The organism is Thermoactinospora rubra, assembly GCF_002093975.1.
Classification (GTDB): Bacteria; Actinomycetota; Actinomycetes; order Streptosporangiales; family Streptosporangiaceae; genus Nonomuraea; species Nonomuraea rubra_A.
Map to the genome: position 1 here is coordinate 14,991 of NZ_KZ084330.1, position 17,057 is coordinate 32,047.

A 17,057-nucleotide genomic window follows, 5' to 3' on the forward strand; every position below is an offset into this window, starting at 1 on the left:
AGCTAGTCCTCCTCCGTGAACACGATCTCGCGGCGCTTGCGAATCGCCGGGAGGGCGGCGACGACGAGGGCCGCCACGGCCAGCGCCAGGAGCGCCGCGGAGATGGGCCGGGTCAGGAAGACCGAGGCGTCGCCGCGGGAGATGATGAGCGCCCGCCGCAGGTTCTCCTCCAGCAGCGGCCCGAGGACGAAGCCGAGCAGCAGCGGCGCCGGTTCGCAGCCGCACTTGATGAGGATGTAGCCCAGGATCCCGAAGAACACGATCGCGTAGACGTCGTAGGCGTTGAACCCCAGGGAGTAGGTGCCGATCGCCGCGAACAGGACGATCATCGGGAACAGCACCTGGTAGGGGATGCGCAGCATGCGCACCCACAGGCCGATCAGCGGCAGGTTCAGCACCACGAGCAGCACGTTGCCGATCCACATCGACGCGATCAGGCCCCAGAACAGCGCCGGTTCGTCGGTGATGACGTTCGGCCCGGGGGTGATGCCGTGCACGATGAACGCGCCGACCATCAGCGCCATCACCGGGTGGGCGGGCAGCCCCAGCGTGAGCAGCGGGATGAACGACGTCTGCGCGGCGGCGTTGTTCGCCGACTCGGGGCCCGCGACGCCCTCGATCGCGCCGCGCCCGAACTCCTGCTGCCGCTTGGAGACGCGCTTCTCGACGGCGTAGGAGGTGAACGAGGCCAGCACGTGCCCGCCGCCGGGCAGGATGCCGAGCCCGGCGCCCAGGCCGGTGCCCCGCAGGATCGGGCCGACGATCCGGCGCCGGTCCTCGCGGGTCGGCCAGAGGTTCTTCACCCTGCTGACGATCGCCGTGCGAGCCTGCTCGTTCTCCAGGTTGCGCAGGATCTCGGCCACCCCGAACATGCCGACGGCGACCGACACGAAGTCGATGCCGCCGTACAGCTCGCGCCGGTCGAACACGAACCGGGGCGTGCCGGTGTAGATGTCCTGGCCGACGGTGCCGAGCAGGACGCCGAGCGCGATCATCGCCAGGGCCTTGAGCGCCGAGCCGCGCGCCAGCGCGATCGACACGATGAGGCCGAGCAGCACCAGCGAGAAGTATTCGGCCGGGCCGAACTTCAGCGCGACGCGGGCCAGCGGCGGGGCCGCGACCGCCAGCACGACGGTGGCCACCGTACCGGCGATGAACGATCCGATCGCGGCGGCGGCCAGCGCCGGGCCGGCCCGCCCCTGCCGGGCCATCTCGTGCCCGTCCAGCGCGGTGACCGCCGCCGACGACTCGCCGGGCAGGTTGATCAGGATGGCGGTCGTCGAGCCGCCGTACTGCGCGCCGTAGTAGATGCCGGCCAGCATGATCAGCGCCGTCACCGGCTCGAAGTTGAACGTGATCGGCAGCAGCATCGCCACCGTCGCCGTCGGCCCGATGCCGGGCAGCACCCCGACCATCGTCCCGAGCAGCACGCCCACGAAGCAGTAGACGACGTTCTGGACCAGGAGGGCGGTGGAGAAGCCCAGCGCGAGGTTGTCGAAGAATTCCATGCCTCAGTCCGGATGCCGCGTCACAGCCCCAGCCACGGGCCCCACAGCGGGATCCGCAGCTGAAGCCCGACGACGAAGATCAGTGTGGCGGCCACGGTCAGCCCGGCGGCCACGGCCACGGCCGTGAGCGGCCGCACGCGCGAGCTGGCCAGCGTGGTCAGCAGGGCGGTCACCGCCGAGGTCACGACGAATCCCAGGCCCCGCACGGTGAACCCGAAGAACAGGAGCGCGGCCACGATGAGGACGACCGCGCGCCAGGGGATCGGCCCGAACGAGATCACCTCGCCGGCGACGAGCCCCTTGACGACGATCGCCAGGCCCAGGGCGGCCACGATCGCGCCGACCAGCAGCGGGAAGGCGCCGGGGCCCATCCGCAGCGGGGTGCCCAGCTCGTAGCCGAGCGACCCCGCCACGAACGCGCCACCGATCAGGACGAAGATCATCCCGGCCAGGACGTCCGGGAGGGACCGGCGGCGCTCCACCTCAGGAGGCCTTGACACCGGCGTCGGCGATGACCTTGGCCCAGGTTCGCAGCTGCTCTTCGAGCTTGGCCCGGTGCGCCTGCGGCGTGGCGTTCTCGGCCGGGACCGGCGCGGTGCCGAGCTTGGCCATCTGGTCGATGACCTTCTGGTCGGCCAGCGCCGCCTTCAGCGCCTCGGACAGCTTCTGCACGACGTCCTGCGGCGTGCCCTTGGGGACGTAGAGCCCGTGCCAGACGCTGACCTTGAGGTCGGGCAGCCCGGCCTCGGCGGTGGTGGGCACGTCGGGCAGGCTCTTGACCCGCTCCGGCGTGGTGACCGCGTACGCCTTCACCTCGCCCGCGGCGATCTGGCCGCTGGTGTTGGTCGTCTGGTCGCACATGAAGTCGACCTGGCCGCCGACGAGGTCGGTCAGCGCGGGGCCGGTGCCCTCGTAGGGAACCTCCTGGAGCTTGACGCCGGCGGCGGTCTGGAACAGCAGGCCGCACAGGTGGGACGCGGCGCCGATGCCGGCGTTGGCCAGCGTGACCTTGCCGGCGTTCGCCTTCACGTAGGTCACGAGGTCCTGGAGCGTCGCGGGCGGGAAGTCCTTGCGGGCGACGATCGTCATCGGCACCTCGGTGACGAGCCCGACCGTCTCGAAGTCCTCCAGCGGCTTGTAGCCCAGGTTCTGGTACAGGGCCGGCGCCGTCGACATGCCGATGTGGTGCATGAGCACGGTGTAGCCGTCGGGCTTGGCCCGCGCGACCTCGCCGGCGCCGACCGTGCCGCCCGCTCCCTCGACGTTCTGGACGACGATCTTCCCGCCGAGCTTGGCGGCCATCGGGTCGGCGATCATGCGGGTGACGGTGTCCGTCGGGCCGCCCGCGCTGAACGGGACGACGAAGGTGATGTTCTGGTCCGGGTAGCCGCCGGCCTGGCCCGTGCCGGTGGTGCCTCCGGTGGTGCCGCCGTTGCCGGAACAGGCGGCGGCGAGCGCGACGGCGCCGATCGCGGCGAGCATCCGCACGGCGGCCCGGTACCCGCTGGTCCTTGTCATGGCGCGGCCTCCTCTCGGTGAGCGTGCGGCCTCAGTCTCGACCGGCGGGGGCGCGGACGGTGTCAAAGAAATCCCAAGGAATGCGCCGGATGTCAGAGAAACCCCAAGAACGGCTGACGCGAGCGTCGAGGCCGGCCGTACAATCCGGTATGCGGATCACCATCATCGAAGATGACGACCGCGTGGCGCGGGGCCTGGTGACCGTCCTGGCCCAGGCGGGCTTCGAGGTCCACCGCATCGCCACCGCCGCCGAGGCCGTGCGCGCCACCCCGTCCGACGTGGTCCTCGTCGACCTGGGCCTGCCCGACGGCGACGGGCTCGACGTGATCCGCAGGCTGCGTGACCGCCCGGAGACCGCGGTCATCGCGGTGACCGCGCGCTCGGAGGAGCACGAGCGGGTCCGCGGCCTGCGCGCCGGCGCCGACGACTACATCGTCAAGCCGTTCGGCGTCCCGGAGCTGCTGGCCCGGATCGACGCCGTCCTGCGGCGCACCCGGGCGGCCCGCGCCCTGACCCACCCGGACGAGCCGCTCGTCCTCGGCCCGGTGCGGATCAGCGTCGGCACCCGCGAGGTCACCGTCGGCGGCACGCCGCTGACGCTGACCCGCAAGGAGTTCGATCTGCTCCTGCTGCTGGCGCGGCGGGCGCCGAACGTGGTGAGCCGCGACGTCATCCTCGACCAGATCTGGGGCGCGACCTGGGAGTCCTCGAGCCGCACCCTGGACACCCACATCGCGGCGTTACGGCACAAGCTCGGGCCCGCCGTCCCCATCCGCACGATCCACGGGGTCGGCTACCGGCTCGTGGCCGACGCGCCGGAGCCGACCGGCTGACCCGCCGTGCACCGCCGCCTGCTCGTCGTCCTGGTCCCCCTCGCGGTACTGCTGGTCGCCGCGCTCGGGGTGCCGCTCAGCGTCACCGTGGCCGAGCGGGAGATGCAGGAGACCTACGTCGACCGGCTCAACGACGTGGGCCGGTTCGCGTCGCTGGCCGAGACCGCGCTGTCGACCGGGCGGACCGCGGCGCTCCAGCAGGAGCTGGCGCGCTACCACGAGCTGTACGGCATCCCGGCCGCGGTGATCGACACCTCGGGCAGGATCCTGCTCGGGCCGGCCGGCGCGTACGGCAAGGCGGCGCGGACCGAGCCGGCGCTGCCCCGGATCGTGACAGCGGCGCTGGCCGGGGGCAGATCCGAGCCGTCCGGGGAATGGGCACCGTGGGACGACTCCGCGCTCGTGGTCGCCGAGCCGGTCGGCCGGGACAGCCAGGTCGTCGGCGCGGTCGTGACGATCTCCGACCTGTCCAAGACGCGCCGCCGCATCCTCGTGCGCTGGGCCCAGCTCGCCGGGCTCGGGCTGTTGCCGCTGGTCGCGCTGGTGGCCGTCGCCTGGCCGGTGTCGGCCTGGGTGCTGCGGCCGGTGCGGGAGCTGGACGTGGCCAGCTCGCGGATCTCCCGGGGCGACCTCACGATCCGCGCGGACGCCGAGGCCGGCCCGGTCGAGCTGCGGCGGCTGGCGGAGTCGTTCAACATCATGATGGACGCGGTCGAGAACGCCGTGCAGCGGCAGCGGGCGTTCGTGTCCGACGCCTCGCACCAGCTGCGCAATCCGCTGACCAGCCTCCGGCTCGCCGTGGAGAGCCTCGAACCCCACCTGCGCCCGACCGGCCAGGGGCGGCAGGCCTACGACGTCGCCGTCGACGAGCTGAAGGCGATGCAGCGGCTGCTCAACTCGCTGCAGGCCAGCGCGCGGATGGAGAGCATACGGACGGCGTCGCCGGTGGATCTCGACGCGGTGCTGGCGACCCGGGTGGACCGGTGGCGGGCCCTGACGGCGACGGCCGGGCAGACGCTGGCGGTCGACGTGCCGCCGGGGCTGCGGCTGCTTGAGCCGCCGGGCGGGCTGGGCAGCGTCCTGGACGAGCTGATCAGCAACGCGCTGCGGCTGTCGGACGCGCGGGTGGTGGAGGTGAGCGCCCGGGTGTTGCCCGGCGGCGCGGGCGCCGCAGACGGCGACGCCGCCGCGGGCGTGGTCGCGATCGCGGTCCGCGACGACGGCCAGGGGCTCGACCCGGCCGAGCGGGCCCAGGCGCTGCGGCGGTTCTGGCGGTCGCCGCGGCATCAGAACGTGCCGGGGACCGGCCTGGGGCTGGCGATCTGCGCCGACCTGGTCGGGGCGGCCGGGGGCGAGCTGCGGCTGGAGGAGGGGCTGCCGCGCCCGGACGGGTCCGGGCACGGGTTCTCCGCGGTGGTCGCGTTGCCCGTCGCTCCGGCCGGTCCGGCGCCGGGGCCCGGCTCTCCGGCTCCGCCGCAGTCCTGAGTCAGCGTCTCGGATCAGCGCTTGTGGTCGCGGAACCAGGCGGCCGCGCCGGGGTGGAGCGGGACCGACGCGGTGGAGATCCCCGTGCGCACGTTGATCCGCCACGCTTCGGGAACGGCTTCGGCGCCGCCGCCTCCGGCGGAGGTGATCGTGCCGGTGTGCGTGAAGATCGTGTCGGTGATGGCGTAGACCAGGTTCTCGGGCAGGTCATCGCGCGCGAGAAGCACGTTCGGCACGGCGACGGTGCGGGTGGCCGGGACGCCGGCGTAGGCGGTCGCGGGGATCATGGCCGGCGTGTAGGGACCCGCGAACGCCGAGAACAGCGCGTCCGCCTGCGCCTCCAGCGGGATCAACCGGATCGGGTGCCGCTGCGCCAGCTCCGTGATGGCGGGCGTCGGGACCCCGGTCAGGGAGAACATCGCGTCTATCTCGCCGTCGCGCAGCGCCGCCGCCGACTCGGCCTGGCTGAGGTACCGGCCGTCGACCTTCACCCGGCCGAGCTCCAGCACCCGCAGCGAGGTGAACTCGGTGCCCGAGTCGCGGGCGCCGAGGGACGTGCGCCTGCCCTCCAGGTCCCGCAGCTCGCGAATCGCCGAACCGGCCATGACCACGAGATGCAGGTGGCTGTCGTAGAGGCGGCAGATCGCCGACAGCCCCTCGGGCGCCCTGCCGTCCGTCGTGATCAGCGCGTCCAGGCTCGTCAGCCCGAGGTGCACCTCGCCGGCCAGCAGCATCCGGATGTTGTCGGTGGACGCCCCGCTCGGCACGGTGACCACGGTGGCCCCGGGCACCTGCTCGGTGATGTGCTCGGCCAGCGAGCCGCCGATGCGCCGGTACACCGCCCCCTCAGGGCCGGTGGCCAGCCGCAGGCGGACCTCGCCGATCTCGGGCCGCCGCGAGCATCCCGCGATCAGCGCTCCGGCGGCCAGGAGCACCGCCCGCCGGCTGAGCCGTCGCAGCGGGGTCGGCGTCATGCCGCGATGATACGGACGGGGGCCGCCGGTGACATCAGGCCGGTGACATCAGCCTGGTCTTGCCGACCCCGTTGGCCTTGCCGTACGGCCGGAGGGCTCGTCGCGCTGAAAGTTTCACCGGCCGTCGCGGGGCCCATAGACCCCTGGCCAGCGGGGATGCGGTCGGGCCCGGCGGGTGGGCGGCGCCGGCATTGACGCTTGGAAAGCGCTTTCCTAAGGTGGGCTTGGTTACGTCGACGCTTCCATGCTTTGCCCGGGCAAGGACACCAGGCGATCTCATGCGCGGCGTCGTGGCGCCGGAAGACGCGCCCGCGCCGCCGTACCGACACCAGTGGAGAAGGATGATGCGTCCCACAGCCGTCCTCGCGTGCGCCGGCCTGTTAGCCGGCGTGCTCGTCGCCCTGCCCTCGTCGGCCGCGCACGCCGCGCCGACGCGGTATGAGGCCGAGACCTCGCCCGCGGTCTGCAGCGGCACCATCGACAGCAACCATTCCGGGTACTCGGGCAGCGGGTTCTGCAACGGCGCCAACGCCACCGGCGCCTACGCCCAGTTCACCGTCAACGCGGGCGCGGCCGGCACCGCCACGCTCAGCGTGCGGTTCGCCAACGGAACCACGACCGCCCGGCCCGCCGACCTGATCGTCAACGGCGCCACCGTCCAGAATGTCTCGTTCGAGCCCACCGGCGCGTGGAACACCTGGGCCACCAAGACGCTGACCGTGTCGGTGAACGCGGGCGGCAACACCGTCCGGCTCAACCCGACCGCCTCGGGCGGCCTGCCCAACATCGACTACGTCGACTTCGAGGCGGGCGGCACCACGCCGCCGCCCCCGCCACCGGGCGGCATCGTCGGCTGGGCCACGCAGGGCGGCGGCACGACCGGCGGCGCGGGCGGGCCCACGGTCACCGTGTCCGCCTTCGCCGACTTCCGGACCCAGGCACAGAGCTCCGGCGCCAAGACGATCCTGGTCAACGGCATGCTCAGCGGCTCGGGCACGATCGAGATCGCGGCCGACAAGACGATCCGGGGCGTCGGCGCGAACTCCGGGATCTCCGGAACCACCCTCAACATCGAGGACATGCACCCGGCCAACGTGATCATCCAGAACATGAACATCCGCGGGGTGCCCGGCAACGACGCCATCCAGATCGAGAACGCCACCCACGTCTGGATCGACCACAACACCATGTCCAGCACCATCGAGAGCGACCCCGACTACTACGACGGCATGCTGGACTGCACCCACGCCTGCGACTACGTCACCGTGTCGTGGAACGTCATCCGCAACCACTGGAAGACCTCGCTGGTCGGCCACTCCGACGGCAACGCCGGCGAGGACCGCGGCCACCTGAGGATCACCTACCACCACAACTGGTTCGACACGACCTTCGAACGCAGCCCGCGGGTGCGCTTCGGCGAGACGGTCCACGTGTTCAACAACTACTACTCCAACATCCGGCGCAACTCCTCGTCGTACGCCATCGCCTCCACCATGGACGCCGGGCTGCTCGTCGAGGGCAACGTGTTCGAGAACGTGCAGCAGGCGTGCTGGTCGGCCAGCGGCTACGCGGACTCCGATCCCGGACGGCTGGTCGCGCGAGGCAACCTGCTGACCAATTCCGGCCCGTGCGAGACCAACGGCTCGGTGGCCGCGGTTCCCTACGGTTACACCGTGGAGAACGTCGGCACCGTGAAGTCCTCCGTCATGGCGGGCGCGGGCGCCGGCAAGCTGTGACGGCGCTCCGGGGTGAGGCGCAGGCGGCGGCCTGCGGCCGGTGTCGGCCGGTCGCAGGCCGCCGCGGCTTCGCCCGCCCGGGCTGGATCAGGGCTCAGGCGGCTGCTCGTCTCCGGCCTGGGCCTGATGGCCGGGGAAGACGACGAAGCCGAAACCTGTCGTCGTCCTGCGGTTGAGGGGGACGTCGCACTTGATCCGGTGCCTGACGTCGCCGCGGCTGATGCCGAGGCCGTGGGCGATCAGCCGTTCCGGGCGGACGGGGACGGGGTCGTGGAACCCGACCTCCACCCGGAACGGCCAGCCGGTGTCCGCGGGCGGATCCGGTGGCGTGTGCAGGCGCCACGCGCCCGTCCAGTCGAGGGCGAACCGGTTGCGCCGGGCGACCAGCGGGTCCAGGAGCGTCTGGGCGACGAGCGCCGGATCGTTGGTCTCGAACGCGTGAAGCCGGTCGGGGGCGACGGACCGCACCGGGACCCGCTCGCGTACGGCGATCTTCGAGGTGTGGCCGCAGGAGACGCAGTGGACGAGGAGCCACACGTCCAGCAGCTTGCCGTTGGCGTTCACCCGGAACTTGCCCTCCTCGGCGGTGGCCACCGCCGATCCGCACTCCAGGCAGCGGAGGGAGAGCAGGGGCAGGCGGGTCCGCCGCACCGCCCAGGACAGCACGACATGACCTTTATGAGGTTGTGAAGACATGGTCTCTCTAGGGCCTGACGAAAGGCCGTCACGCGACGGCCGGAAACGCTGAAGAGCCGGGACGTCCCGGCAAGGCCGACGGCGGCGGCGCGCCGGACCGGGGACGGCCCGGCGGCGCCGGCGGGGTCGGCGACGAAGCGCTACGGAAGGTGTCAGGCCAAGAGAGCAGGCGGGGTCACGCGGTGGTCCTCACGACGGATTCGGCGATGCCGGTCGCAAGTTACGGGGCCGCCCGCGGGACCGCAATCCATTTATCCGCCCGCGGGCATCCGGGTAAAAGCCCGGTCCTGACCGTGCCCGCCACCTTGACCCGGCCGCGCCGGGCGGGTCACGATGCCGATACGGCAAGAAACTTAGGACTCCTAAGTAAAGGAGGGCGGCCATGACGGCGACGATCCCGGGCTACCTGTACGGCGAGGCGGACCGATCCCCGGTCACGCTGGAGGAGCTGGCCGACCTGCGCGCGAGCGTGCTGCTCGGGCCGGAGGACGAGCAGGCGCTGCGGCTGGCCGGCGACGTGCTGGAGGACCAGGTGGAGGACGTCCTGGACGTGTGGTACGGGTTCGTCGGCGCGAACCCCCACCTGCTGGCGGTGTTCGCCACCGCCGACGGCAAGCCGGACGGGCACTACCTCGACCGCGTCCGTGCCCGGTTCGGGCAGTGGATCCTCGACACCTGCCGCCGGCCGTACGACCAGGCGTGGCTGGACTACCAGCACGAGATCGGCCTGCGCCACACCACCGCCAAGAAGAACGGCACCGACCAGGCCGACGCCGCGCCGTACGTGCCGCTCCGCCACGTCATCGCGCTGATCTACCCGATCACCGCCACGATCCGCCCGTTCCTGGAGCGCAAGGGCCACTCGCCGGAGCAGGTGGAGGCGATGTTCCAGGCCTGGTTCAAGGCCGTCGTGCTGCAGGTCGCCCTGTGGTCGCGCGCCTACGCTGATGTCCGTGAATGGTGAGGAACCGGACGGCCGGCTCGACCGCCGCCTGGCCGACGCGCTCGAACGGCTGACCACCGCGATCAGGACGCTCGCGGTGGCCGGAGCGCAGGCACACGGGCTCAGCGTGGTCCAGCTCAACGCCCTGCTCGCGCTCGCCTCCCAGCCGGCCGAGCGGCGCCGGGTCGGTGCGCTCGCCGAGGAGTTCGCGGTGACCGCGCCGACGATGAGCGACGCGGTCACCGCGCTGGAGCGCAAGGGCCTCCTGGCCCGCATCCCGGTGCCGGGCGACGCCCGCCGCCGGGAGCTCGCGCTGACCCCCGAGGGCGAACGGCTCGCCGCCACGCTCACCGGCTGGGACGGCCCGCTGGTCGAGAGCATCGGCAGGCTGCCCAGACCGGAGCGGGAGGCGCTGCTGCGCTCGGCGCTCGACCTCATCGCCGGGCTCCGCCGCGCCGGCGTGATCACCGTCGACCGCAGCTGCGTGTCGTGCCGGTTCTTCGGCCGCGACGTCCGCGACGACCCGGCCGCGCCGCACTTCTGCGGGCTGCTGGAGCAGCCGCTGCCGGCGGCCGAGCTCCGCGTCGACTGCCCCGAGCACGAGCCGGCTCAGGCACGCGGCTGATGCGCCCGCACGCACCAGGTCCCGGCCCGTGGCCGATGCGGCGAGACGGCACGATCACGTCGCCGCCGTGCTCACCCGGGCGGGAGCGCGCCTGATCCTGGACATCGGCTGCGGGGAGGGAGCGCTGCGCCGGGCCATGCCCTGCGGGCGGATCGTGGGCGTGGACGGCTCGGCCACGATGCCGGCCGCCGCGTGGAGGTGGAGACGTGGGACGCGCCGCTGACCGGTGAGAACGTCGCGCCTGGCGTCACCGCGGCCGGCGCCCCACGGTGACCGGCAGCGCCCGCAGCCCGCGCAGGGTGAGGCTGCGCCGCCGCTCCAGGGTGTGCGCGGGTACGGCGAGCTCCAGGTCTTTGCCGATGAGCGCGCGCACCGCCACGGTCGCCTCGAGCCTGGCCAGATGCGCGCCCAGGCAGTAGTGCCTGCCGTACCCGAAGGCCAGGTGCGGATTGTGCGCCCTGGTGACGTCCAGGGCGGGGTCCAGGCCGCGGTTGGCCTCGTGCAGCGCCACCAGGATCGGTTCGCCCTCCTCCAGGAGCCTGCCGCCGATCCGCACAGGCTCGACGGCGAACCGCCAGGTCGATCGCCCGACCGGGCCGTCGTAGCGCAGCAGCTCCTCCACCGCCGCGGGCAGCAGCCCGGGCCGGTCGCGCAGCAGCGCGAGCTGGCCGGGATGGGTCAGCAGGGCCAGCATCCCGTTGCCGATCAGGTCGACCGTGGTCTCGTAGCCGGCGATGAGCAACAGGAAGATCGAGTTGACCAGGTGCGGTTCCGGCAGCCGCCCGTCGGCCAGCACGCTCACCAGGTCCGCTCCGGGCTCGCGCCGCTTGCTCGCGACCAGGTCGGGGATGAAGGCGGCGAACTCGCGCAGCGCGGCCTCGCGGTCGCCTTCGGCGACCACGGCGTCCGCCCACCTGCCCGTGTCGCGGCGCGTCACACCCAGCAGCTCGCAGATCACCGTCATCGACAGCGGCGCGGCGAACCGGCCGATGAGGTCTACCTGGCCGGTCAACCCGCCGGCGAGGTCGCTCGCGACCTGCTCGATGCGGGGCCGCAGCCGTTCCAGCGCCCGGGGGCGGAAGTGCGGGGAGAGCACCGCGCGGACCTCGGTGTGCTCGGGCGGATCCATGGTCAGCAGGTGGGTGCCCAGGCCCTGCCGGTCTTCCAGCGGCCTGCCGCGCCCGGCCGCCTGCCATTCGGGCGGCGCGTTTCGCGGATCCTTGCTCAACCGGGCGTCGTTGAGCGCGTTTCTCGCCTCTTCGTAATCCTTGACCAGCCAGCCGTACAGGCCGCCGGGCCATTCCAGGCGCTCCACGCTCATCGCGGTCCGCTCATTCGCCCGTCCGCGAGCCATGGCGCCATGCCGGTTTCGCCGGGATCGAGGGTGAATGCAGGAGCCATGAGGAAAGCTTACGCCGGTGGATCATCGGCGTGCCGGAACGAGGACGCCGAATGACGCAGCATGACACGCAATGACACGGAATGACGCGGAATGACGCGGAATGACACGGAATTTGCGGCGCGATAAACAGCCTTTTCACGGGTAGGCAACCCATGAGTATCACGCGCGATCGCCCGGCGAGATGCCACCATGAAGGTGACCCCGTCCGCCGGCTGAAGCGCCATCCAGCGGATGCCGGTCGGCGCGCGCATCCCCTCCGATGGCTCTCCTGACGCGACCTCGACAACGCCGGCCTGCCGCGACCTCGGGCGCGCACCGATCACGAAAGTTGGACCGCATGGATGAGGCACGCCTACGCGGTGAACGCGGCCTGGCGGAGGCGATCGAGGAGTGCCTGGGCGACTGGTCGCCCCGGAGCGGTGTCGCGGTGGAGATCTGGGCCCTGCCGTCCGTAGAGGTGCCCGCGCCCGTGGCCGCCGGTGTTCTCGCGGCGCTGCGGGAGGCGCTCGCTCTGGTGGAGCGTGCCAGCCACGCGCGGACGGTCTCGGTGGCCGTGACCGTGTCCGGCGCGGGGCTGCGGATGACCGTCAGCGACGACGGCACGGGGCAGCCGTGGGACGTCACGGAGCTGCGCGCCCGCTTCGCCGCGCTCGGCGGGCGCGTGTCGGTCAACCACGTGCCCGGCCACGGGACGACCGTGAGCGGCGTGATTCCCTCGGCCCGCCGGTGAGGTGAACGGGATCACGCCGCGGTCGCCACGGGCAGGCCGGCCAGGCGCCATTCGAGCATGCCGTCCTCCAGGCGCATCGCCCTGCGCCCGTGCGCGAGCAGGGTGCGGACCGCTTCGTGCGCGAACACGCAGTAGGTCCCCCGGCAGTAGGCCACCACGGTGCCGTCCTCGGGAAGCTCGGCGAGGCGGTCCAGCAGCTCATCCACCGGGATCGACAGCGCGCCCGGGATGTGGCCCGCCGCGTACTCCTCGCGCGGGCGGACGTCGACCACGGTGACGTCGCCGTCCCGGATCCGGCGCAGCAGCTCGGCCCTGGTGATCTGCTCGACGTCGCCCGGACCCAGGTAGGCGGCGCGGGCGCGGTCCACCTCGGCCAGGTGGGCGGCGGCGACCTGGCGGATGAGGGCCCACAGCTCGGCGACGTCCCGGCCGGCCAGCCGGTAGAAGACCTTGGTGCCCTGCCTGCGGGTGGCCACCAGGCCGGCCTGCCTGAGCACCTGCAGGTGGTTGGAGGCGCTGGTCAGCCCGAGCCCGGCGGCGGCGGCCAGGATCTCCACCGACCGCTCGCCCTGGGCCAGCAGCTCCATCAGCTCCAGCCGCCTGGCGTTGCCCAGTGCCTTGCCGACCTGCGCGAAGGCTTCGAACAGCGCTGTCTTGTCGCCCATTGAGACTCCTCCATTAATTTATGGAATAGTGTAGGAGGAGGTAGTCATGGTCATCCCCGTGCCGGACGATCTCGGCGAGGGCCGGGACCTGGAGGAAGGGCCGTGACCCGGCCCGCACCCACCCCGGTGCGGCTCGGGCTGCGCGCCAACCTGGCGCAGTTCACCCTCCTGGTCGCGGTCAACGCCCTGGTCGGGGGCCTGCTCGGCCAGGAGCGCGTGGTCGTGCCGCTGCTGGCCGAGCAGGCCTTCCGGCTCACCGCCGCCACCAGCGCGCTGACCTTCATCCTCACCTTCGGCGTCGTCAAGGCCGTCACGAACTTCTTCGCCGGCACCCTGTCCGACCGCTACGGCCGCAAGCCCGTCCTGGTCGCGGGCTGGCTGGCAGGGCTGCCGGTGCCGCTGCTGCTGATCTGGGCCCCGGCGTGGAGCTGGGTGATCGCCGCCAACGTGCTGCTCGGCGTCAACCAGGGCCTGACCTGGTCCACCACCGTCATCATGAAGATCGACCTGGTCGGGCCGCGGCGCCGCGGCCTGGCCATGGGCCTCAACGAGGCCGCCGGGTACGTCGCGGTCGCGATCACCGCGATGGCCACCGGCGCCCTGGCCCAGCAGTACGGCCTGCGCCCGGCGCCCTTCCTGCTGGGCGCCGCCTTCGCCGCGCTGGGGCTGGGGCTGTCCACGCTGGCGGTGAGGGAGACCCGCGGCCACGCCCGCCACGAGGCGGGCACCCCGCACGGCGGCCTGTCCACCCGGCAGGTCTTCGTCCTGACCAGCTTCAGGGAGCCCGCGCTGTCGTCGGTGAGCCAGGCCGGGCTGGTCAACAACCTCAACGACGGCCTGGCCTGGGGCCTGCTGCCGATCCTGTTCGCCGCGCACGGCCTGCCCATAGCCGGGATCGGCTTGCTGTCGGCCCTGTACCTGGCCGTCTGGGGCGTCGGCCAGATGGCCACCGGCGCGCTGTCGGACCGCTGGGGACGCAAGTGGCTGATCGCCTCCGGCATGCTCGCCCAAGGGCTGGCGCTGGCGGTCGTCGCGGTGACCACGAGCCCGGCGACCTGGGCCGCCGCGCTGGTCGTCCTCGGCGCGGGCACGGCGATGGTCTACCCCACCCTGCTGGCCGCCGTCGGCGACGTCGCCCACCCCTCGTGGCGGGCCCGCGCGGTCGGGGTCTACCGGCTCTGGCGCGACGGCGGCTTCGCGGCCGGCGCCCTGCTGTCCGGCGTGGTCGCCGACCTGTACGGCGTCGCCGCGGCGATCTGGACGGTCGCCGCGCTCACCGCGGCCTCCGGCCTGCTGGTCGCTGTGCGCATGTACGAGACCCACGCGAGAGGGAAGGCGGGCCCATGACGCCACCCCTACGGGCGCCGGAACGCCGCCTCACCACTCCACCGGCAGCTCCACCAGGCCGCCGGTCAGCTTGGTGTCGTGCAGCCGCAGCTCCTCCACCGGTACGGCCAGCCGCATCGTGGGAAAGCGCGGGACGAGCCGGGTGAAGACCGCCTGAAGCTCGATGCGGGCCAGCGGGGCGCCCAGGCAGTAGCGCAGGCCGTGCCCGAAGGTGAGGTGGTGGGCGGCCTGCCGCGTCACGTCGAGCCGGTCGGGGTCGGGGAAGGCGGCCGGGTCGTGGTTGGCCGACCCGTTGTCCAGCAGGACCAGCTCCCCGGCGCGGATGGTGACGCCGTCCAGCTCGATGTCGGCGCGGGCGTAGCGGGGGATGCCGCCGCCGCCCTTGCCGGGCCAGCGCAGCAGCTCCTCCACCGCGCCGGGGATGAGCGACGGGTCCTCGGCCAGCGCCCGCCATTGGGCGGGCTCGGCGAGCAGGGACAGCGCGCCCAGGCCGATCGCCACGACCGTGGTCTCGTGGCCGGCGAACAGCATGAGCATCGCCATCATGGCGACCTCGTCCTCGGGCACGCCGTCGGCCAGGAGCCGGGAGACGAAGTCGTCACCCGGCCGGCCGCGCCTGCGGTCCACCAGCTGCCGGCCGTAGCCGAACAGGTCGGCCAGGCCCTTCTCGGAGCGGGCGCGGTCGGTCACGTCGGCGGCGGCGTCGGCCCAGGCGCGGAAGTGGTCCCTGTCCTCGTACGGCACGCCGAGCAGCTCACAGATCACCAGGATGGGCAGGGGGAGCGCCAGCTCCCGATGCAGGTCGGCGGGCGGGCGCAGGCGGCCGAGCCGGTCCAGCAGCTCGGCGGTGAGCGCCTCGACGCGCGGCCGGAAGGCGCGCATGCGCCTGGGGGAGAACTGCGGCTGGAGCATGGCCCGCATCCGGGCATGATCGGTCGCCTCGGTCTCAAAGTCGCCGAGGGGCCCGCCGAACAGGGCCGACTCGCCGGTGCGGGCGGCGTTGCCCGGGTCGGGGTGGGCGCGGCCGAGCCGGTCGTCGGACAGCAGCCGCCGTGCCTCCTCATAACCGGTGACCAGCCAGGCGTCGTGGCCCACGCGGGTGCGGACCCTGTGGACACCGCCCCGTTCCCGCAGGGCGCGCAGCTGGGCGGGGGTCTGGAGCGGATGCGACCGGGCGAAGGGAAGCCGCGGTGTCATGTCTACTCCCATTTGTATACTCAGATGTAAATAAAAGCTATATGTAAACTTCCGAGTACACAAGAGGGGGGTGGCGATGACGGCACAACAGGCGGCGCCGGTCCGCCGGATGCGCCGGGCCGAGCGGCGCGAGCAGATCCTCGACGCGGCCACACGGGCCTTCGCCCGGGCCGGATTCGCCGCCACCAGCCTCGACGACGTGGCCGCCGAGGCCGGGATCACCCGGGTGATCCTGTACCGGCACTTCGAGTCCAAGACCGACATGTACCGCGCGGTGCTCGACCGCGCCTGCACCCGCCTCGTCGAGCAGGTGGGGGCGGACGACTTCGGCGGCGAGGCCATCCCGTCGCTGCTGCGCGCCGCCGCCGCCGACCCCGACGGCTTCCGGCTGCTGTTCCGCCACGCGGCCCGCGAGCCGGAGTTCCGCGATCTGACCGACACCCTGACCGCCGCCTCGGTCGAGATCGCGCGCAAGAACCTGGCCCCCCGCATTCCCCCCGGCCCGTGGGCGGACTGGGCCTCCCGCCTCATCCCGACCGTGGCGATCGAAAGCGTGATCGCCTGGCTCGACGCCGGCCGGCCCGACCCCGACGCCGCCGCCGAGCGCATCGGCGCGGCGATCCACGGCGTCATCCAGGCGGCCCAGCCCCGCTAGACCCGGCCGGCCCGCGCTGCCGCCGATCCCACCGCTGGCAGGATGACGCCATGGAAATCTGGATCAACCCGGACTGCTCCAAGTGCCGGTCGGCGCTGAGCCTCCTGGACGCCGAGGCGGCCGACTACACGGTCCGCCACTACCTGGAGGACCCGCCCAGCGTGCCGGAGCTCCGCGAGGTGCTGCGGCGGCTCGGCCTCGAACCCTGGGACGTCGCCAGGCTGGGCGAGCCCGTCGCCGCCGAGCTGGACCTGGCCTCCTGGCCGCGCGACGAGGCCGCCCGCGAACGGTGGATCGAGGCGCTCGCCCGCCACCCGATCCTGATCCAGCGCCCGATCATCACCGTGGACGACGCCAGCGCCGTGGTGGCCCGCTCACCCGAGGCCGTGGCCGGCGCGATCCGCGCGAGCCGGCGGGCACGCTAGGGCATCCACCTGCCGCCGGCCACGTCGATGGTCAGCCCGGTGAGCCAGGAGGAGGCCTCCGAGGACAGGAAGGCCGTCACGTTGGCCACGTCCAGCGGGTGGCCGAGGCGGCCGAGTGGGTGGTCGGCGAGCATCCTGTCCGTGAACTCCTGGGGCATCCCGGCCTCCAGGCGGCCGGTGAGGATGGTCGAGGGCGCCACGCAGTTGACCCGGATGCCGACCGGGCCCAGCTCGTGGGCCAGCTGCCTGGCGTCACCGCGTGGGTGCAGCCGGGGCTCGCGCGGCTACACCCGCTCATGTCCGGATACGGCTTTGCGC

At 72.8% G+C, this 17,057-nt stretch carries 19 protein-coding genes; 10 read left to right on the forward strand and 9 right to left on the reverse strand.

Going from position 1 to position 17,057, the window contains the following annotated elements; translation table 11 throughout:
- Window positions 1-2 precede the first annotated feature (2 nt).
- The 3 genes from BSB02_RS09895 to BSB02_RS09905 are packed head-to-tail and all read right to left on the reverse strand — an operon-like array spanning window position 3 to window position 3,026.
- Entirely contained in the window at window positions 3-1,508 is a 1,506-nt protein-coding gene (locus BSB02_RS09895; protein WP_084958429.1) for a tripartite tricarboxylate transporter permease, read from the reverse strand.
- A 20-nt stretch (window positions 1,509-1,528) separates the two neighbouring features.
- The gene (locus BSB02_RS09900) at window positions 1,529-2,008 is read right to left on the reverse strand and encodes a tripartite tricarboxylate transporter TctB family protein (protein ID WP_206184603.1); all 480 of its coding nucleotides are present in this window, start codon (window positions 2,006-2,008) and stop codon (window positions 1,529-1,531) included.
- Window positions 1,992-3,026 (reverse strand): tripartite tricarboxylate transporter substrate-binding protein, encoded by a 1,035-nt coding sequence (locus BSB02_RS09905; RefSeq protein WP_206184604.1) that lies wholly within the window; start codon window positions 3,024-3,026, stop codon window positions 1,992-1,994. The genes BSB02_RS09900 and BSB02_RS09905 overlap by 17 nt, the downstream gene beginning before the upstream one ends.
- Before the next feature lie 149 nt (window positions 3,027-3,175).
- On the opposite strand from BSB02_RS09905, the gene BSB02_RS09910 reads away from it, so the two are divergent.
- Both BSB02_RS09910 and BSB02_RS09915 read left to right on the forward strand, forming a co-directional pair.
- Window positions 3,176-3,859, forward strand: a complete 684-nt coding sequence (locus BSB02_RS09910) for a response regulator transcription factor (RefSeq protein WP_084958430.1) — start codon at window positions 3,176-3,178, stop codon at window positions 3,857-3,859.
- Between the two features lie 6 nt (window positions 3,860-3,865).
- Entirely contained in the window at window positions 3,866-5,344 is a 1,479-nt protein-coding gene (locus BSB02_RS09915; RefSeq protein ID WP_084958431.1) for a sensor histidine kinase, read from the forward strand.
- Window positions 5,345-5,358: 14 nt separating this feature from the next.
- Here the strand turns inward: BSB02_RS09915 and BSB02_RS09920 are convergent, their stop codons facing one another.
- Complete coding sequence (locus BSB02_RS09920; RefSeq protein WP_084958432.1) at window positions 5,359-6,318, reverse strand: TAXI family TRAP transporter solute-binding subunit; 960 nt, start codon at window positions 6,316-6,318, stop codon at window positions 5,359-5,361.
- 341 nt (window positions 6,319-6,659) lie between these two features.
- Between BSB02_RS09920 and BSB02_RS09925 the strand changes: the two genes are divergently transcribed.
- Complete coding sequence (locus tag BSB02_RS09925) at window positions 6,660-8,054, forward strand: pectate lyase family protein (RefSeq protein ID WP_084958433.1); 1,395 nt, start codon at window positions 6,660-6,662, stop codon at window positions 8,052-8,054.
- An 87-nt stretch (window positions 8,055-8,141) separates the two neighbouring features.
- Here BSB02_RS09925 and BSB02_RS09930 read toward each other — a convergent pair whose 3' ends face one another.
- On the reverse strand, window positions 8,142-8,720 hold the full coding sequence (locus tag BSB02_RS09930) for a DUF1062 domain-containing protein (protein WP_240506317.1): 579 nt from the start codon (window positions 8,718-8,720) through the stop codon (window positions 8,142-8,144).
- Between the two features lie 412 nt (window positions 8,721-9,132).
- Between BSB02_RS09930 and BSB02_RS09935 the strand changes: the two genes are divergently transcribed.
- The 3 genes from BSB02_RS09935 to BSB02_RS09945 are packed head-to-tail and all read left to right on the forward strand — an operon-like array spanning window position 9,133 to window position 10,541.
- Window positions 9,133-9,714, forward strand: a complete 582-nt coding sequence (locus BSB02_RS09935; RefSeq protein ID WP_084958435.1) for a protoglobin domain-containing protein — start codon at window positions 9,133-9,135, stop codon at window positions 9,712-9,714.
- Window positions 9,704-10,318 (forward strand): MarR family winged helix-turn-helix transcriptional regulator, encoded by a 615-nt coding sequence (locus BSB02_RS09940; RefSeq protein WP_206184605.1) that lies wholly within the window; start codon window positions 9,704-9,706, stop codon window positions 10,316-10,318. Before BSB02_RS09935 ends, BSB02_RS09940 begins: the two co-directional genes overlap by 11 nt.
- A 28-nt stretch (window positions 10,319-10,346) precedes the next feature.
- Window positions 10,347-10,541 (forward strand): methyltransferase domain-containing protein, encoded by a 195-nt coding sequence (locus tag BSB02_RS09945; protein ID WP_084958437.1) that lies wholly within the window; start codon window positions 10,347-10,349, stop codon window positions 10,539-10,541.
- Window positions 10,542-10,565: 24 nt separating this feature from the next.
- Here the strand turns inward: BSB02_RS09945 and BSB02_RS09950 are convergent, their stop codons facing one another.
- Window positions 10,566-11,639 carry a cytochrome P450 family protein gene (locus BSB02_RS09950; RefSeq protein ID WP_084958438.1) on the reverse strand — a complete coding sequence of 358 codons (1,074 nt, stop codon included), beginning with the start codon at window positions 11,637-11,639 and terminating at the stop codon, window positions 10,566-10,568.
- Between the two features lie 418 nt (window positions 11,640-12,057).
- Between BSB02_RS09950 and BSB02_RS09955 the strand changes: the two genes are divergently transcribed.
- Complete coding sequence (locus tag BSB02_RS09955; protein ID WP_084958439.1) at window positions 12,058-12,450, forward strand: sensor histidine kinase; 393 nt, start codon at window positions 12,058-12,060, stop codon at window positions 12,448-12,450.
- An 11-nt stretch (window positions 12,451-12,461) separates the two neighbouring features.
- On the opposite strand, the gene BSB02_RS09960 is transcribed toward BSB02_RS09955, so the two are convergent.
- Window positions 12,462-13,115: an ArsR/SmtB family transcription factor gene (locus BSB02_RS09960; protein WP_084958440.1), complete on the reverse strand. Its 654-nt coding sequence runs from the start codon at window positions 13,113-13,115 to the stop codon at window positions 12,462-12,464.
- 102 nt (window positions 13,116-13,217) lie between these two features.
- Between BSB02_RS09960 and BSB02_RS09965 the strand changes: the two genes are divergently transcribed.
- The gene (locus BSB02_RS09965; protein ID WP_084958441.1) at window positions 13,218-14,462 is read left to right on the forward strand and encodes an MFS transporter; all 1,245 of its coding nucleotides are present in this window, start codon (window positions 13,218-13,220) and stop codon (window positions 14,460-14,462) included.
- A 30-nt stretch (window positions 14,463-14,492) separates the two neighbouring features.
- Here BSB02_RS09965 and BSB02_RS09970 read toward each other — a convergent pair whose 3' ends face one another.
- Entirely contained in the window at window positions 14,493-15,659 is a 1,167-nt protein-coding gene (locus BSB02_RS09970; protein ID WP_240506318.1) for a cytochrome P450, read from the reverse strand.
- A gap of 76 nt (window positions 15,660-15,735) precedes the next feature.
- On the opposite strand from BSB02_RS09970, the gene BSB02_RS09975 reads away from it, so the two are divergent.
- Window positions 15,736-16,314, forward strand: coding sequence for a TetR/AcrR family transcriptional regulator (locus BSB02_RS09975; protein WP_084958443.1), 579 nt, complete (start codon window positions 15,736-15,738; stop codon window positions 16,312-16,314).
- Window positions 16,315-16,364: 50 nt separating this feature from the next.
- Window positions 16,365-16,739 (forward strand): ArsC/Spx/MgsR family protein, encoded by a 375-nt coding sequence (locus BSB02_RS09980; RefSeq protein WP_084958444.1) that lies wholly within the window; start codon window positions 16,365-16,367, stop codon window positions 16,737-16,739.
- On the opposite strand, the gene BSB02_RS09985 is transcribed toward BSB02_RS09980, so the two are convergent.
- Complete coding sequence (locus tag BSB02_RS09985) at window positions 16,736-17,008, reverse strand: SDR family oxidoreductase (RefSeq protein ID WP_084958445.1); 273 nt, start codon at window positions 17,006-17,008, stop codon at window positions 16,736-16,738. The genes BSB02_RS09980 and BSB02_RS09985 overlap by 4 nt on opposite strands.
- Window positions 17,009-17,057 lie beyond the last annotated feature (49 nt).

Bases quoted from the DNA above. Each gene is read 5' to 3' on its own strand.
- BSB02_RS09935 (WP_084958435.1), top strand. From the start codon at position 9,133: ATGACGGCGACGATCCCGGGCTACCTGTACGGCGAGGCGGACCGATCC.
- BSB02_RS09925 (WP_084958433.1), top strand. From the start codon at position 6,660: ATGATGCGTCCCACAGCCGTCCTCGCGTGCGCCGGCCTGTTAGCCGGC.
- BSB02_RS09895 (WP_084958429.1), bottom strand. From the start codon at position 1,508: ATGGAATTCTTCGACAACCTCGCGCTGGGCTTCTCCACCGCCCTCCTG.
- BSB02_RS09955 (WP_084958439.1), top strand. From the start codon at position 12,058: ATGGATGAGGCACGCCTACGCGGTGAACGCGGCCTGGCGGAGGCGATC.
- BSB02_RS09950 (WP_084958438.1), bottom strand. From the start codon at position 11,639: ATGAGCGTGGAGCGCCTGGAATGGCCCGGCGGCCTGTACGGCTGGCTG.
- BSB02_RS09910 (WP_084958430.1), top strand. From the start codon at position 3,176: ATGCGGATCACCATCATCGAAGATGACGACCGCGTGGCGCGGGGCCTG.
- BSB02_RS09920 (WP_084958432.1), bottom strand. From the start codon at position 6,318: ATGACGCCGACCCCGCTGCGACGGCTCAGCCGGCGGGCGGTGCTCCTG.
- BSB02_RS09970 (WP_240506318.1), bottom strand. From the start codon at position 15,659: ATGACACCGCGGCTTCCCTTCGCCCGGTCGCATCCGCTCCAGACCCCC.
- BSB02_RS09980 (WP_084958444.1), top strand. From the start codon at position 16,365: ATGGAAATCTGGATCAACCCGGACTGCTCCAAGTGCCGGTCGGCGCTG.
- BSB02_RS09975 (WP_084958443.1), top strand. From the start codon at position 15,736: ATGACGGCACAACAGGCGGCGCCGGTCCGCCGGATGCGCCGGGCCGAG.
- BSB02_RS09960 (WP_084958440.1), bottom strand. From the start codon at position 13,115: ATGGGCGACAAGACAGCGCTGTTCGAAGCCTTCGCGCAGGTCGGCAAG.
- BSB02_RS09905 (WP_206184604.1), bottom strand. From the start codon at position 3,026: ATGACAAGGACCAGCGGGTACCGGGCCGCCGTGCGGATGCTCGCCGCG.